Source organism: Streptomyces finlayi, assembly GCF_014216315.1.
Classification (GTDB): domain Bacteria; phylum Actinomycetota; class Actinomycetes; order Streptomycetales; family Streptomycetaceae; genus Streptomyces; species Streptomyces finlayi_A.
Map to the genome: position 1 here is coordinate 1,724,367 of NZ_CP045702.1, position 14,105 is coordinate 1,738,471.

The 14,105-nt window shown below is 70.1% G+C and carries 18 protein-coding genes; 4 read left to right on the forward strand and 14 right to left on the reverse strand.

Annotation, left to right across the window (positions count from 1 at the left end):
* Positions 1–7: 7 nt before the first annotated feature.
* The 14 genes from F0344_RS07735 to F0344_RS07800 form a co-directional block, all read right to left on the reverse strand.
* Positions 8–310: a hypothetical protein gene (locus F0344_RS07735; RefSeq protein WP_185298074.1), complete on the reverse strand. Its 303-nt coding sequence runs from the start codon at positions 308–310 to the stop codon at positions 8–10.
* 36 nt (positions 311–346) lie between these two features.
* Positions 347–1,582, reverse strand: coding sequence for an MFS transporter (locus F0344_RS07740; protein WP_185298075.1), 1,236 nt, complete (start codon positions 1,580–1,582; stop codon positions 347–349).
* Positions 1,579–2,091, reverse strand: a complete 513-nt coding sequence (locus tag F0344_RS07745; RefSeq protein ID WP_185298076.1) for a regulator — start codon at positions 2,089–2,091, stop codon at positions 1,579–1,581. Before F0344_RS07745 ends, F0344_RS07740 begins: the two co-directional genes overlap by 4 nt.
* Positions 2,088–2,939, reverse strand: a complete 852-nt coding sequence (locus tag F0344_RS07750; RefSeq protein WP_185298077.1) for a winged helix-turn-helix transcriptional regulator — start codon at positions 2,937–2,939, stop codon at positions 2,088–2,090. The genes F0344_RS07745 and F0344_RS07750 overlap by 4 nt, the downstream gene beginning before the upstream one ends.
* A gap of 43 nt (positions 2,940–2,982) precedes the next feature.
* Positions 2,983–3,393, reverse strand: coding sequence for a hypothetical protein (locus F0344_RS07755; RefSeq protein WP_185298078.1), 411 nt, complete (start codon positions 3,391–3,393; stop codon positions 2,983–2,985).
* A gap of 10 nt (positions 3,394–3,403) precedes the next feature.
* Positions 3,404–3,853 carry a hypothetical protein gene (locus F0344_RS07760; protein ID WP_185298079.1) on the reverse strand — a complete coding sequence of 150 codons (450 nt, stop codon included), beginning with the start codon at positions 3,851–3,853 and terminating at the stop codon, positions 3,404–3,406.
* Complete coding sequence (locus F0344_RS07765) at positions 3,850–4,338, reverse strand: hypothetical protein (protein WP_185298080.1); 489 nt, start codon at positions 4,336–4,338, stop codon at positions 3,850–3,852. Before F0344_RS07765 ends, F0344_RS07760 begins: the two co-directional genes overlap by 4 nt.
* A gap of 105 nt (positions 4,339–4,443) precedes the next feature.
* Positions 4,444–4,788 carry an SH3 domain-containing protein gene (locus tag F0344_RS07770; RefSeq protein ID WP_185298081.1) on the reverse strand — a complete coding sequence of 115 codons (345 nt, stop codon included), beginning with the start codon at positions 4,786–4,788 and terminating at the stop codon, positions 4,444–4,446.
* 147 nt (positions 4,789–4,935) lie between these two features.
* On the reverse strand, positions 4,936–5,655 hold the full coding sequence (locus tag F0344_RS07775) for a hypothetical protein (RefSeq protein ID WP_185298082.1): 720 nt from the start codon (positions 5,653–5,655) through the stop codon (positions 4,936–4,938).
* Positions 5,656–5,679: 24 nt separating this feature from the next.
* Entirely contained in the window at positions 5,680–6,381 is a 702-nt protein-coding gene (locus F0344_RS07780; RefSeq protein ID WP_185298083.1) for a hypothetical protein, read from the reverse strand.
* 19 nt (positions 6,382–6,400) lie between these two features.
* The gene (locus F0344_RS07785; protein WP_185298084.1) at positions 6,401–6,886 is read right to left on the reverse strand and encodes a hypothetical protein; all 486 of its coding nucleotides are present in this window, start codon (positions 6,884–6,886) and stop codon (positions 6,401–6,403) included.
* Positions 6,883–7,443, reverse strand: coding sequence for a DUF4913 domain-containing protein (locus tag F0344_RS07790; protein ID WP_185302565.1), 561 nt, complete (start codon positions 7,441–7,443; stop codon positions 6,883–6,885). Before F0344_RS07790 ends, F0344_RS07785 begins: the two co-directional genes overlap by 4 nt.
* 251 nt (positions 7,444–7,694) lie before the next feature.
* Positions 7,695–8,450, reverse strand: a complete 756-nt coding sequence (locus F0344_RS07795) for a DNA-methyltransferase (protein ID WP_185298085.1) — start codon at positions 8,448–8,450, stop codon at positions 7,695–7,697.
* Positions 8,451–8,962: 512 nt separating this feature from the next.
* Positions 8,963–10,123, reverse strand: a complete 1,161-nt coding sequence (locus tag F0344_RS07800; RefSeq protein ID WP_185297178.1) for an IS4 family transposase — start codon at positions 10,121–10,123, stop codon at positions 8,963–8,965.
* 261 nt (positions 10,124–10,384) lie between these two features.
* Between F0344_RS07800 and F0344_RS07805 the strand changes: the two genes are divergently transcribed.
* The 4 genes from F0344_RS07805 to F0344_RS07820 all read left to right on the forward strand — a co-directional run bounded on the left by F0344_RS07805 (position 10,385) and on the right by F0344_RS07820 (position 14,073).
* On the forward strand, positions 10,385–11,518 hold the full coding sequence (locus F0344_RS07805) for a C40 family peptidase (protein WP_185298086.1): 1,134 nt from the start codon (positions 10,385–10,387) through the stop codon (positions 11,516–11,518).
* Between the two features lie 147 nt (positions 11,519–11,665).
* Positions 11,666–11,980, forward strand: coding sequence for a DUF6112 family protein (locus F0344_RS07810; RefSeq protein WP_185298087.1), 315 nt, complete (start codon positions 11,666–11,668; stop codon positions 11,978–11,980).
* Entirely contained in the window at positions 11,980–12,666 is a 687-nt protein-coding gene (locus F0344_RS07815; RefSeq protein ID WP_185298088.1) for a hypothetical protein, read from the forward strand. The genes F0344_RS07810 and F0344_RS07815 overlap by 1 nt, the downstream gene beginning before the upstream one ends.
* 36 nt (positions 12,667–12,702) lie before the next feature.
* Positions 12,703–14,073, forward strand: a complete 1,371-nt coding sequence (locus tag F0344_RS07820; protein WP_185298089.1) for an SCO6881 family protein — start codon at positions 12,703–12,705, stop codon at positions 14,071–14,073.
* The last annotated feature ends 32 nt before the right edge of the window (positions 14,074–14,105 follow it).

A 14,105-nucleotide genomic window follows, 5' to 3' on the forward strand; every position in this document is an offset into this window, starting at 1 on the left:
AGAGCTGTCAGTCGGCGCGGCGGCGCCGTAGCTCGAACGCGCTGGCCCACTTGGGGTGTGCGGCGACCAGCTGCCGGGCGTAGAGGGCGGTGAAGTTGTTGTTCAGCCCGGCCACGCCGTACGGGAGCTCTCGGCGCAGGTCCTCGAAGAGGTTCTTGAGGCCGACGCGGGTGGCGCCGGTGGCGAGCTGGCGGGCGGTCATACGCTCCAGCGCGCGGTATACGTGCGGGTGTTGGGCGTGGAAGGCGTGGAACTGATCGGTGATGGTGCGGCTGCGCGCACGGGTCGCTCCGGAACAGGCAAAGGACATGGGGAAGTTCTCCACAAGCTGGGGAAGAGCAGCGGGTCAGGAGCGCAGGGCGGGATCGGTGCGCAGGCGGGCGAAGGCGAGGAACAGGCCGAGGGCCTGCAGGGCGGCGCAAGCGGTGATGACGTGGCCCAGCGCGTCGGGCGGGGTGAGCGCTGTGAGTACGCCGGCGACGGGGAAGGGCAGCAGGAGGATGAGGATGGTGGCGGAGAGGGTGCTACCGAACCGGTCCGGGGGAATCAGGCGGGAGCGCAGCGTGCGCAGGACCACTGTCATGCCGCCCTCTGCGGCCATCAGGATCGCGACCAGGATCAGGTAGGAGAGGTAGTCGGGCGCCTGGGCTGCGGCGAGGCAGGCGAGTGAGGCGACGGCGGCGCAGGTGGCGCCGACCGGCCACAGGCCCAGGCGGTCGATCGCGAACCGGCAGATGGTGACGCTCAGGAGCGTGGCTGCTGCGGCGGCGGACCAGATGAGGCCGACGGCGGTGGTGGACTGCCCGTAGTGGTTGACGACGATCACGGGGCCGGCGGCCTGGAGGAAGCCGGTGGCCAAGTTGGAGAGAGTCAGGCCGGTTACCAGCCAGCCGAGGGCCGGCAGGGAGCGGATGGTGCGCCAACCGGTAAGCAGCCCCGCGCTCGTGTGATCCTTCGGGGCGCGGGCCGGGGCGACCGGTGAGGGTGGTGTGCGCAGCGCGAGCAGCGCGGCGAGCAGGGAGAACACGGTGATCACGGCGAGCATCTGGGGAGGCCCGGCGAGCAGCAGGAAGCCCGCTACCGCCGGGCCCGTCAGGGTGGCGGTCTGATCGATGCCGAGCAGGACGGCCTGGACACGGTGGGCTCGCCCCCCGGCTCGGCGGCCGGCGGCGGCGCCTGCCGTCTCGGCCGCGATGTACGAGAACTCGGTGAGAACGCCGGTGCTGGCGGCGAGCACCATCACCGTCGCACTGGCCACCGTGCCGGACGGGTGGAGATAGAGGGTGACCGCACCGGCGGCGAGGACCACTGCGCGGCCGAGGGACGCGAGGAAGAAGACGACCGACGCGCCTCGCCGGTCAACGATGGCTCCGGCCCAGCCGAAAGCGGCCAGTCTGGGTATCCACTCCAGGGCGAACGCCAGGCCCGTCAGCGCGGCGGAGCCCGTCGTGGCCAGGACCAGGAGCGGGATGCCGTAGGTGGACATGGCGAACGCGAGGGCATCGACCGTGCGGGGCAGATAGATCCCGCGCAGCAGTCCTGCGGTGTGAAGGGCGTGCCGGGGGGTGGTGCCACCGCTCACGCGACGTGCTCGGGCTCAGGGAGCAGGGGGACCTGCGGGTTGGCGTTCAGCCACTGGGCGAGCAGAGCGCGCGCGAGGCCAAGGTCCGCGTCGGGCTCGGGCGGGCTCTCGCCCGCCCGGCGCTGGGAGCCTTCGGCCGGGTCGGCCCCGAGCATGGGCGCCAGGAGAGCGAGGGTGTGCTGGAGGCGGGTGGTGAAGTCGCAGATAGGGGTCGGGTAGGCGTGGCGCCGTGCCCACCGGGCCATGGCGTCGTAGATGTCGGCCAGTTCCGCGCCGGACGTGGTGAGTTCCAGGCCGACCCCGGGTCCGACCCGGACGAGAGCGTGGGCGCGGGCCGCGTCGGTGGCCCGGCGGAGGCGGTGCGCGGAGAGGTCATGGAGTGTGCCGGCCAGCCTGCGCGGCGGTATCGGCCCGTTGTCGTCGATTTCGCTGATCAGACGGATCAGGGCCGTCGAGGACAACAGCGTGAAGGCGTTGCGGAGTTCGGCGGGGGTGAAGGAGGCGTTCATCGGCGCGGGCCTCCCGCCGGGAGTGCTGCCTTCGGGCGGGCCGCCGCGGTGTGCGAGAACAGATCCGGGTTCTGCCATGTCAGGCGGGGGTTCTGCCCAGTCCGGACAGGCGGCGGCGACGGGGCGGGAGCCGGGAGCCTCGATTGGTTGCTGACCCACGTCCGCGGACCGGCCGTTGCCTTCGGGCTTCCCCAGACGGGGTGTTGGGCGGCCCCTGCCAGGGGTCGCCCGGCCGACCACGCGGACAGAGCCCCGAAGAGGGGACCCAGACCGTGGCCTGCGACCGACAGGCGGTAGGGCTGCCCCATGCCGTCGGTGTCGACCAGGCCGTCAGCGACGAGCTGGCGCAGCGGCGGGTACACGTTGGTCCAGTCGCTGCTGGGCATGACGATGTTGGCCAGTGCCCGGCCGCTGACCTGCTCGCGGGATTTCAGCACCCACAGGAGGGCGGCGGCGTGCCGCCGGGTGAGCAGGGTGAGGCTGTCCTCGATCTGCTCGATCGCGGGCAGCGGGTGATCCGCCTTCTCCAGGTGCGCCTCGGCCCAGGTGACGATCATCGGCAGTACCGGCAGGAGGGCTGCGCCGCGCTCTGTGTGGCCGTAGGTGACGTGCCGAGAGCTGTGTTCGGTGCGCTGCACGAGGCCGGCGTCGCAGAGCGACTTGATCTTGGGGTGGAGCTGGCCGCTCTGCAGCCAGGAGACTTTGACCGCGATCTCGCTGTAGCGCTGTGGGGGGCCGGAGAGGGCCAGCAGGATCCGCACGTTCCAGCGCGGGGTGATCATGGCGAGTGCCTCGGTGACCCGGGCGATGTCAGCGTCGGTGTCGGGGGGCAGACCGGTGATGGCCAAGGGAGGAACTCCTGGATGCGTGTAAGGGGGTTACCCGCGGGGCTCAGCGGCTCCGTGCAGTGCTCACGGCCGGAGCGGGTGGGGCGGGAACGGCTGGCGCGGGTACCGGGGGCGGAGCTGGCGCGGTGACGCGGGCCAGGCTCTGGAGAACGGCGGAGGCCGATTGGGCCTGGATGTCCCGGACAGCGACGGCTTCGGCGATCCGGCGGGTGCCGTCGAGAAGGTGGGAGACCTCGTGGCGTCCGATCTGCCGCTCGGGGTGGACGAGTTGGGCGAGGCGGTCGCGGTGGAAGTCGATGCTGCGCTCGGCGAGGGCGAGGCCGTCGTGCATGCCGAGCAGGGCGGAGAGCATGCCGGGCGGCTGGTCCTGGGCGTGGGCTGCGAGGTCGTCGAGCGGTGAGCCGTACAGGTCCGCGATCCGTCCGGCTATCTCTGTGGACGTGAGGTGGGGCAAGCGGGGGCTTTCACGGTCGGCGGGACCGGGCCGCCCCGGCACGCTGCGGTGCCGGGGCGGCGACGGACGGCGGCGGGGTGGTGGCGACCGTCGCCTGCGTCAGGCGGACGGGGCGGGGCTGCTGGTCGGGCGGTGGCATCGTCCGCAACAGCTCGCCGAGCGCGGCGCGGTAGCCGTCGCGGGCATCGAGCGAAGCCTCCAGCCACTGCGAGTCCATCCGCAGGTCGTCCGCTGACAGCTCGTTCATGTCGCGCCCTGGCGCCATGGCTTCGTGCACGCGGTCACGGACACGGGCGACCTGTTCCTCGGCCAGGACGAGGAACGACCGCAGCTCCAGCACACGGGTCAGCGCGGGCGTCGCACTGGGGCCGACCGCCGTCGCGTACAGCTCGGCGACCGGGGCTGCGAAGGACCCTTCGATCTGGTCGTCAAGGGTGCTGGATTTGAAGCGGACGCTCACAGCGCGCCCCTCCCCGCCCGCAGGACGGGCGCGGGTGCAGGTGCGACCGCCGGACGCTGCGGAGGGCTGGTCTGCACCGCCGGGCCCTTGCGAGTCCCGCGGCTGAGACGGGCGAGGCGTTCAGCGGCGAGGCCCTGCTTCCCCGGAGCGGCCGGGTCGAGAAGCCACCGCACGACCATGGCCCGGCCGTCGCGCGCGGTGACGGCTGCGTTGACGCGGTGGGCGAGGCCCATCGTGGGGTCGTCGACCTCGCTGGGCTGCGACTGCAGCGCCCCGAGCAGGTCGTTCTCCGCGCGGTCGAGAGCGGTCTGCGAACCGACGAGAAGCCCGTGCCATTTGACGACATCGGTGGCGTCGGGATGAGCGGTCGGCGCGACGGCGACGGCGGCCTTCAGCTGATCCATGCCCATCTCGAAGTGCGCTTCGATCTGCTCGGTGAGCACGCCCACGACATCCTCAAAGCCGTCGTATATGTCATCGGGCAAGGGGGAACTCCTTTCCGGGTGGCGCAGACACCTGAGAGTTCAGGGGAATCGCCGGGCGATCAGTCAACTCAGCTGGGCAATCAGCGGGTTGCGTTGCTCCAGCTGTCAGTCGAGGCACATTCGGACGTCGCGGAAGACGTAAGTGCCGGAGACCCAGCCCTTTACGCCGGTGGTCTTGTCCGTGATGTAGAGCCAGTTCCCGCTCTTCTTGGCGACGCTGAAACGGTGGCTCTTGTAGAGCACCCCGACCGCCGTGGACTTCGTGGTGGCCTTGGACCGGATGGTCACGGCCTTGGCGTGGACCTCGTACGGGAGCGGCGGGAGGGACGAACAGCTGCTCGCACGGACGGCGGAGGCGACGGGGGCCGCGCTGGCGGTGGTGGCGGAGAGCATCGGCAGAGCGAGTGCTCCGAGTATCGCGGCGGATATGGCAATTCGGGTTGAGCGCATGCGGAAGGAACCTCCGTGCAGGCATAGGGATGGTGTGGAAAGGCGCCGCGTGTTGTTCCGGCGGCTGGATTAAGAGTCCGGAGATTCGCCGGTTTGGCTAACCGGCGATCGTCGGCTATGTTGCGGCGCGCCTGTCGGCTTTGCGGCTCAGTGCGAGCGGCCGGGAGGGCGCGGAGCGGGAGACTTCGGCAGGGCAGCGGGACGGGTGGATGACACTCCTGGGCGGACCGGTGGCAGGGGCCCGGCCGTGCCGCTGATCCGCTCCTGACACCACTGGACGGCCTCTTCGGCGGAGGCGAAACCGCCCTCGCGCAGGGTGTGCGTCCACGCCTCGGAGTCGACTTCTTCGATCACGACGCGGAACGGGGAAGAAGCCCGCCCATCCAGGGCGCGCAGGGCCGCGACGGTGACCATGTCGTCCGGGCTGTCGTTGGTGTAGGAGTACCCGCACGCGAAGTGGTCTCCGTCCCCCATGAGCCGGCGCTCCAGGGCCCGTGTGGCCTCGTCGGCTGGCGGGGGGCCCAGGTCGGGGTTGAGGTCGATGGCGTCGGGCGGGCAGCCGCGGTTGATGAGCAGGGACTGCGCCATCGACGGCAGGGGCAGCGGAACGTATTCGAAGTGGAAAGTCCGGGCAACCAAGTCTCGTTGGAGGTGGAGGGCGGCGATCTGTGGCTCTCCGGGAATCCCCCAGGTGACCGAGCTGTCGTGCAGGACGTAGAAGCTGTTCCCCCCGGAAGGACTGTGGTGCTCAGCCAGCGGGAGGAGCATGTCCTGGTTGAGGGAGACCGCGTGCAGGAATGCTTCCTCCACCTGTGGGTCTGTGGGCTCGAAGTCATCGAGTCGGAGGTCGAGTTCGGGTAGGGGCATAGATCTCCTCGTGGTCACCCGGGTTCAGCGGTGGGGTCGAGTGGGGGCAGCGGGCCAGGTGCGGGGCCTTGGCGGTGCCGGTGCCGCGAAGGGCTGGCGCCTGCGGCTGCCGGCCAGGGCGGTGCGGCCCGCGTCGGTCAAGGCGACGGGCTGCCCGGCTGTCACGGAGTGGTCGGGATCCCGGGAGACCAGGCCGGCGGCTTCGAGCCGCTCCAGGTGGGTGTACGCGACCCTGGTGCCGGAGGCGGTGGGGACGGACATGCGCCCAGTGATCAGGTGCGTGTGCACCTTGGCGCCGCCCGCGATCGACAGCAGCGCCGCCTGGTCGGCGGCCGACAGTCGCTCCGGGCCCTTCGGCTGCGATTGCTGGGCCGTGACCTGGATCGGCTCCAACGCGGCCAGCACCTGCCGTGCGGCCAAGTCGCGCACGTCGGCAGCCTCCTCCAGCTGGTCCACGGTGCGGTCGATGCGCTCGAACAGTGCGCCGTCGACGGGAAAGTCGCCGCTGGCCAGGCGGTGAAGGAGGGTGCGGTGGAAGATCACCCCTGTCTCGGCCTTGGCCAGCTCCCGGTGCCGGTCGACCAGGTCGGCGTGCGGCTCGTCGAGGATGCCGCGGTCGCGGTAGGCCCAGAGGGTGTCGACGTCCTGGCCGGTGACGACTTCGATGCGGTGGTCGAGTTGCGTTACGGAGCGCCGGGCTGCTGCCGGCAGGGGGTCTGGGGGCATAGGCGGGGGCTCCGTACGATCAGCGGGTGTGACCGGGCGAGGGGTGGTGCGCGGGGCGGGGAAGGCCCGGCATCGCGGAGGGCGGCGGGCTGGGCCTCGGCGCGGCGCTGCGGGGGGTGAGCTGCGGGGGGCGGGAGCGTGCCGCGTGGGTGCGGGCGCTCAGCGGCCGGCGGGCCATGCCCAGGCGGCGGCCGACCTCGTCGTAGATGTCGTTGCCGGCACGGGGCCGGACCGCGACGACGTGGATCTCTCGCCGTTGCGGGGAGCCCTCGGGGGCCGAGCGGAGTCCGTAGACAACGCGCCAGTCCTTCCGGGAGTCCACGACGATCTTGCGGTAGCCCTCCAGGTCGCCCGTGAGCCGAGGCCCGAAGCGCTCCGCGTTCACGACTTCCTGCAGATAGGAGAGTGTGAGATCGCGGATGTCGCCGGGTGCCTGGAGGAGGTCGGTCAGGGCTCGGGGGTCGAAGCTCAGGCCGAAGGCCGGCTGCTGATGCCCGCCGGTCATGACGTCGGCTCGTCCGGCTCCGCGGGCTCGGCAGGCGCCGACGCGTCGGCTGTCGCCTTCTCGGTGCGCGCCGACGGCGGCGGGCCGGGAAGGAGCCGGTGGGCGGCACGGTCCGGGGAGGTCATGCAGGCCGACAGCGGCCCGCCCGGTGAACGGATCGCGGCGACGGCGTGGGTGAGGAAGTCGCGGTGCCACACGAACAGCCCTGACAGGCCGGCCTCCGGGTCTTTGTGCTGCTGGTAAGCCAGCCACAGGGCATGCAGCCAGGCCACGACGTCGTCGTGCTCCTGCCACTGCAGGCACCAGGGTGCCGCGGTGGTGACCTCCGCCCCGTAGACCGGCAGGAGGAAGTCGTCGACCCAGTCGGACAAAGCGTCAAGCTCGTCCTCGCGTTCCTCGCCGTCCAGCTCCATGATCGGGCGGGGCTCCGGTGGCGCGGCCGAGGGCGGTCCGCCGAAGCCCGGCATCCCGAACGCCGCGAACGGCGACGGGCTGCCGGGGTCCGGCGCCGACGCCAGACGGTCGAGCTGCTGCTCGTGCTGGGCCTGCCGGTCCATCAGCCGCCGGACCGTGGCCTCTACCCCTTCCGAGTCGGGATCCAGAACTCGGACTGGCTCCAGCTCCCCCTCGGGCGAGGGCTCTACGGGTTCAGGCATGAGGAGAATGGCCTCCTAGAAGGCATGGAAATGGGGATGCAGAAGTCACGACGAGTGGATCGCTCGTCGAGCCGCAATAAATGAGTGGCGGGCCGTCGCTCTGAGCCAGAGAGCGATGACCAAATCCGCAGTCGAGAGGTGCGGTTGTAGCGTCAGGTGGTGAGCACCATGTCGTCCCGGGTGAGGGTTTCGCGGATCGTCTCGGTGAGCCGGTCGGCCGCGATCGACGCGTAGTGCTCGGTCTTCTCCACCCCGATAAAGTCGCGGCCTTCCAGCAGGGCGGCGACGCCTGTGGATCCGGAGCCGGCGCAGAAGTCCAGCACCGTGCCACCCGGCGGGGCGATCTGCACCAGCTGCTGCATCACGGAGACAGGCTTCTGGGTGATGTGCTGGCGCTTGGACCCCGACGGCTGCGAGGCGCTGTAGAGACCGGGCAGATAGACCGGATTCTTAGCGGCGTCGATCTTGCCCTTGGCACCCCAGACGATGTACTCGCAGTCCTGGCGGAACTTGCCCTTCTGCGGCCTGGCCTGCGGCTTGTGCCAGGTCAGGACGCCCAGCCACAGCCACCCGGCAGCCTGGAAGGCATCTGTCGTAGCGGGGAGTTGGCGCCAGTCGGTGAACAGCAGCGCTGTGCCGCCGGTCTTCGTCATGCGGTGCGCTTCGGTCATGATCTGGGTCAGCCAGAGCGTGTACGAGCGCTGGTCCATGTTCTCGCCGGTGAAGTCGGGCAGGGAGTGCTGTGCATCGGCGGAGGTGTACTTCTGCTTCGCGGAGCGGCTCGTGCGCTCCTTCGCAGTCCGACCGCCGGAGTTGTACGGCGGGTCGGTGATGACGGAGTCGACGCAGTTGTCCGGCAGGCCGGCAAGGACGCTGAGAGCGTCGCCCTGGTGCAGGGAAAAAGGCAAAGAGGAACCCCAGTTCAGGTGTGGAAACACGGAAGGGAAAGCCCGTCTCGCAGGCGAGTCCCCGCAGGCCGGAATGGGGCATAGAGATGCCCGGGCCACAGATCGGGGAGAGCGAGGGGGAGTCCAAAAACTGTAGAGGTGAAATCGCCGACGACCAAGAAGTGTGGGCGGAGGGTGCGGTTTCCGATCCCTCGCGCCTACTTTTTGGTCAACCGCCAATTCGGGCCTACTGTTTTTGAACCGCCCGGCGCACACCGCCGCTGGCTACTCCCCCACCACGCCTCTCGGAGGTTCACCCTGCCCCAATGGCCATGAGTTAGATCGGGTCGGGTGTCAGTGTGTGGAGCACGATGGTGCGGGTGACGCGCCGGGTTCCGGGGTCGGTTGAGCTGCGGGTTTGGTAGCTGAGATGGGGGCGTTTCGTGGTGCGGGGCGTGGTGCGGGTGGGGCGGTCTCGGATGTGCATGCCGGGGAGGTCGGCTATGAGGAAGTGCAGGGCCTTCGCGAGCTGGTCAGGGGGAAAAAGCCGTCCTGAGGGAGCTTTTGACGGCGTCCAGGACGGGCGGGAAGCTGATGCGGGCGGGGTCGATGCCCGCGATCACGGCGGCCCTGGCGATCAGGGTGCGCAGGGCCTGGTAGACGCAGAGTAGCGCCCACAGTTCTTGTCGTACTCCCTCGGGTTTGCCCGAGCGCAGGATGCCGCCACTTTGCCGCAGGTCGACCTTGAGCAGTTTGAAGAGCACTTCCACCGACCAGCGTTCGGCGTAGTTGCGGGCCAGCTCCAAAGCGGGCGCGTGCTCAGGGTCCAGCAGGGTGGTGATGAGGCAGAAGACCTCGCTGATTCCGCCGTCGTCGGCGACGGAGTACTCGATGACTCGTACCGTGACCCGCTGCGACTTCCGCTCGCCGCGCAGTTCGGACAGGTACGTGCCGTCGGCCAGCCGTTTCTTGACGGGCAGGGTGAAGGAAGCCGAGACGCGCCACAGCAGTTGTGCGCCCGTCGCGGCGGCAGCCCGGTACAGGCCGAACGAGGGGAAGCCGCGGTCGGCCAGCAGCAGCATGCCGGGCGCCAACCGGTCCAACAGGCGGGTGAACAGGGTGCGTTCACCGACCGCGATGGAGTCGAAGGCCGCCCCGGTCAGGGCCAGCGTGCCGCACTCGGCCAGCGCCACCAGGCGGACCTGCGGCCGGCTTCCACCGGCCGGAACCGCGAACGCCGCCTCGTTCCGCTTCCCCGAGGGCACATCGAAGACCGTGCCGTCCACCGCCATCAACCGCAGCCCCCGCCAGAACGCCTCCGGGGTGCGCTCATCGGCCACCGGGGCTGCGACCTCGTCGAACAGGTTCCGCAACGGCGCCTCACCCAACCGGTAACGGGCCAGCGAGATCGCCCCGTCACTGGGCACCCGGTATTCGCCCCAGCCGCCCCGCGACCACCGCAGCCCCTCCAGCAGGCCCCGCAGGGTGCGCACGTACCCCTTGCCCGGCTCCAACCACAACGCCAGCGACAAATACATCATCAACTTCGCCGGCAACGACCGCGTTCGCTCCTCACGCGCCCCCGCCTCATCGATCGCCGCCCGCACGGCCTCCTCCGGGAACACCGCCGCCAGCAACCCGATCGACACGTCATCCGTCAGCCGCCCCGCGGCCACACCCTCAATCCGCTCCACCCCAAGATCATCGCACCCCGGGCAGCTAACTCAGGACCATTGCACCCTGCCCCGGCACACCTAGCTCCCGGCCCGGCCATGCGCGGCGAGCGGCAACTCACCCGCACCGGCCTCCTCGATCGCCCACCACCGGCTGCCGCGCCCCTTCCACCACACCCTGCGTACGCGGCACGCCGGACACCGCACCCCGAAGGACACGTCCATGACGTCTCGCTACCCACCCATGCCCGAAATCGCTGACACGCGAGCAGTCCGCGCCGGTTGAAAGCGCTCGCCGCCGGCATCGGCGTCGTCTTCCTCTCCCCACTCCTGCTCGCCGGAACGGCCATGATGGTGGCCTCCTCCGCCGATGCCGTCCAGACCGCAGCGTTCTCCAGCGACTGCCTGACCGACATCGACTCCGGCGAGGTCGCCAAGCAGGTTTCCAAGATCCTCGACGGGTCGTCCGGCAAGAACGTCAAGATCAAGGGCCTGGACCTGCCGGCCGAGCAAGTCCCCAACGCGCAGACGATCGTGGCCAGCGGCATCAGCCTTGACGTGCCCAAGAAGGGCCAGATCATCGCGCTCGCCACCGCGATGCAGGAATCGCGCCTGCGCAACCTCAACTACGGAGACCGGGACTCGCTGGGCCTGTTCCAGCAGCGCCCCTCCCAGGGCTGGGGCACGGCCCAGCAGATCCGCGACCCGGTCCACGCCTCCGAGCAGTTCTACAAGCACCTGCTCAAGGTGAGCGGCTGGCAGCAGATGACCGTCACCCAGGCGGCACAGGCCGTCCAGAAATCTGCCCTCCCCGACGCGTACGCGCAGTGGGAGGGCCTGTCGACCGCGCTGCAGAAGGCCATCGCCGCCACCTTCCCAGGCGCCGGCAAGGACAAGGTCGACAAGGCGCCGGACAAGGTCAAGGAGCCGACGGCCGACACCACCGGCTGCGCTCCGTCCAAGGACGGCTCCGGCTTCGGCCGCATACCCGAGGGGAGCGTCCCGAAGGGATACAAGATCCCCAAGGACGCCGACCCGAAGGCCCGCAAGGCGCTGGACTGGGCGATGCACCAGCTCGGAACCCAGTACCAGTGGGGCGGCAACTGCACCGACTCGCACGGCCCCGACCCGATGGGCCGCTGCGACTGCAGCTCGCTGATGCAGCAGGCATACGCCCACACCGGCGTCACCCTCACCCGTACTACGTACACGCAGGTCAACGAGGGCAAGCCGGTCTCACCGAGCAAGCTCCAGCCCGGTGACCTGATCTTCAGCCGCGGCACCGCGAGCCGTCCCGAACATGTCGGCATGTACATGGGCGAGGGCCTCGTCATCGAGGCGCCGCGCACATCGAAGCCGGTCCGGATCACCCCGATCAAGGACTGGGACATTTTGGCCGCCCGCCGCGTCCTCTGACGCCGCCTCTCCCGGACACCGCCCCGCCCGGACAGCACCTCCGGGCGGGCCTGTGCCGCGGCCGTCTCCCGCACCCCGAGCGCTACCTCCCCCCTTCCCCGCCGGCCCCTCGCCTGGCCCGCGTACGCAAGGAGCCCCACCACGCCCATGCCCTTTCCCCTCGCAGACCGCGTCATCCAGCTCGCCTACGACCCAGGCATCAAGCCCCAGGGCGGCGGCCTGCCCGGCCTCGCCGTCCTGAAGAACGTCGTCAACAGCATCAACATGTTCGGAATCATCGCCGTTGTCGGTGCCCTCGCCGTCTCCCTCGGCGTGTGGGCCTGGGGCCACCACACCGGCGGCCACCAGGCCGAAGCCAACGGCAAGAAGGGCGCCGTCGTCGCCGCCGGCGCCGCCCTCGGCCTGGGCGCCGCGAACGGCATCGTCGCGTTCTTCTCGGCCCTCGGCTCGCAGGTCCAGTAATGCAGAAACGATTCCCCTCCGTCTCCTTGTCCTCCTACCGCATCGGCTGGTCGGCCAACAAGCGCATCGCCATCGTCGCGATCGTGGTCACCGCCCTGCTCGCCATCGCCGCTACCGTCGCCTGGCTGAGCGGGAGCAACGAGCAGGGCCAGGAACACGCTTCCCCGTCCCCGGCGAGCAGCCCTTCCTCCTCCGAGGCCGCCCCGAAGCCCGCCGCCGGATCGGGGTCAGTGCTCAAGCCTCCGCAGATCGCCGAGCCCGTCGAGTACGCCAAGGCCGCGGCCCAAATGCTGTGGTCCTACGACAGCCGCAACACCAGTCGTGACCAGCAACTCGCCGGTATGCGCGCGTGGATGACCGAGGAGACCACTTACGCCGACTGGGCGTCGGTCTCCGGCCAGGTCCCCGACCCGGTCCTCTGGTCGCGCATGGCCGACCAGGACCAGCACGCCAGCGCGTCCGTCACCGAGGGCCACTTCCCCTCCGCGTTCAAGGCGGCCCTGGCCGACGACCCGTCCGCGATCACGCAGGCGTACATCTACGTCGTCACCGTCAACGGCAAGCAGCAGATCGCCTGGAAGAAGGGCGGCGGCGGAGCCGAAGAGCGCGCCGTGACCCTCGCCGTGCAGTGCCGCCCCGACCACGACTGTTCCCTGGCCGCCATCGCTCCGAACGTCACCCAGTGACCCGCGCCTGACACAAGAAAGGAGGAACGACTCCCCGTGGGTTTCTGTGACTTCCCCCTGGCAGACAAGCTGTGCTCCGTCGGTGACGCCGTCGACTTCGCCTCCGACCCCGGCAAGGCCATCGGCGACTGGCTCGCGAAGTCAGCCGGCGAACTTGCCGCCGCGGCTGCCGACTTGGCAGCCAAAGCGGTCAACACCACGACCAACGTCGACTTGAACGCCGACTGGTTCCGCGACAACTACGAGATGCTGCTGCCGCTGGGCCTGGTCCTTCTCGTCGCGACATTCTGCGCGCAGCTCGTCAGAGCCGCCATCAAACGCGACGGGCAGGCCCTCACCCAAGCACTGACCGGCACCATATCGGGCGTGATGTTCGCCTTCTGCGCCATCGCCCTGACCACCGTCGCCATCGAGGTGGTCGACGCCATCTCCAACGGGCTGTTCAAAACCGCGCACCTGAACATCGAGACGGCCGTGCGCCGCATCGTGAAGGTCAACCAGATCGCCGGCCTGTCCGGGCTGGGCTGGCTCCTCCCGGTGGTCACCGGGCTCGGCGCCGCCGCCGGAGCCATCCTCTACTGGTGCGTGATGATGGTCCGCAAGGTCGGCATCCTCGTCATGGTCACCCTGGCGATCTTCGCCGCAGCAGGCGGCGGCTGGGAGGTCGCACGCCGCTGGCGCAAGGGCTGGATCGAAGCCACCGCTACCCTCGTGGTCTCCAAGCTCCTGATGACCGTGATCTTCGTTCTCGGCATCGCCGCCATGGGCAAGACCGAGGCCAAGGACGGCGTCGGCGCACTCGCCGACGTCATGGCCGGCATCGTGATCATGGTCTTGGTGTTGCTCTGCCCCTACGCCGTCTTCAAATTCGTGCACTGGGCTGCCGACGGCACCGACGGAGAGTCCATCCACCGCGCCGGTGGTGCCGGAGCCCAGGTCGCCAAGCAGCACGCCGAGAAGGCCGCCCGCAAGGCAGCCTCCGCAGCCGCCACCGCCGGAACCGGCGGCGCGGCGGCCGGAGCGGGAGCAGGCGCAGCCCCGCAGGGCCCCGACGGCGGAGGCGGCTTCCCCGGCGACATCGCCTCCAACCCCACGGAGGGAGGCGGCGGCAAGGAAGGTTCACTCGGCGGCACGGGCGTCTCGCCCGGCGCAGACGCCATCGAGTCCGGTGTAGAGAAGGCAGTCCAGCCCCCGCCGACGAGCGCCTCCGACGACACCAGCGGCCAGGTGGGCGGCAGCTCCGGACCCGGCGGCTCCGGAGCGAGCACCGCCTCCGGTCAGGAGGGCGGATGGCAGTCTGCCCCGCCGACCACGACCCCGCCACCACAGGGCGCACCGCCGTCCTCCGGCTCACAGAACGCCACCACCGGAGGAGCGGCTCCACCGCCGCCGCCGAGCGGCCTCTGATCCTCTGTCCGCTTACCGGGGGCGGGACGCAC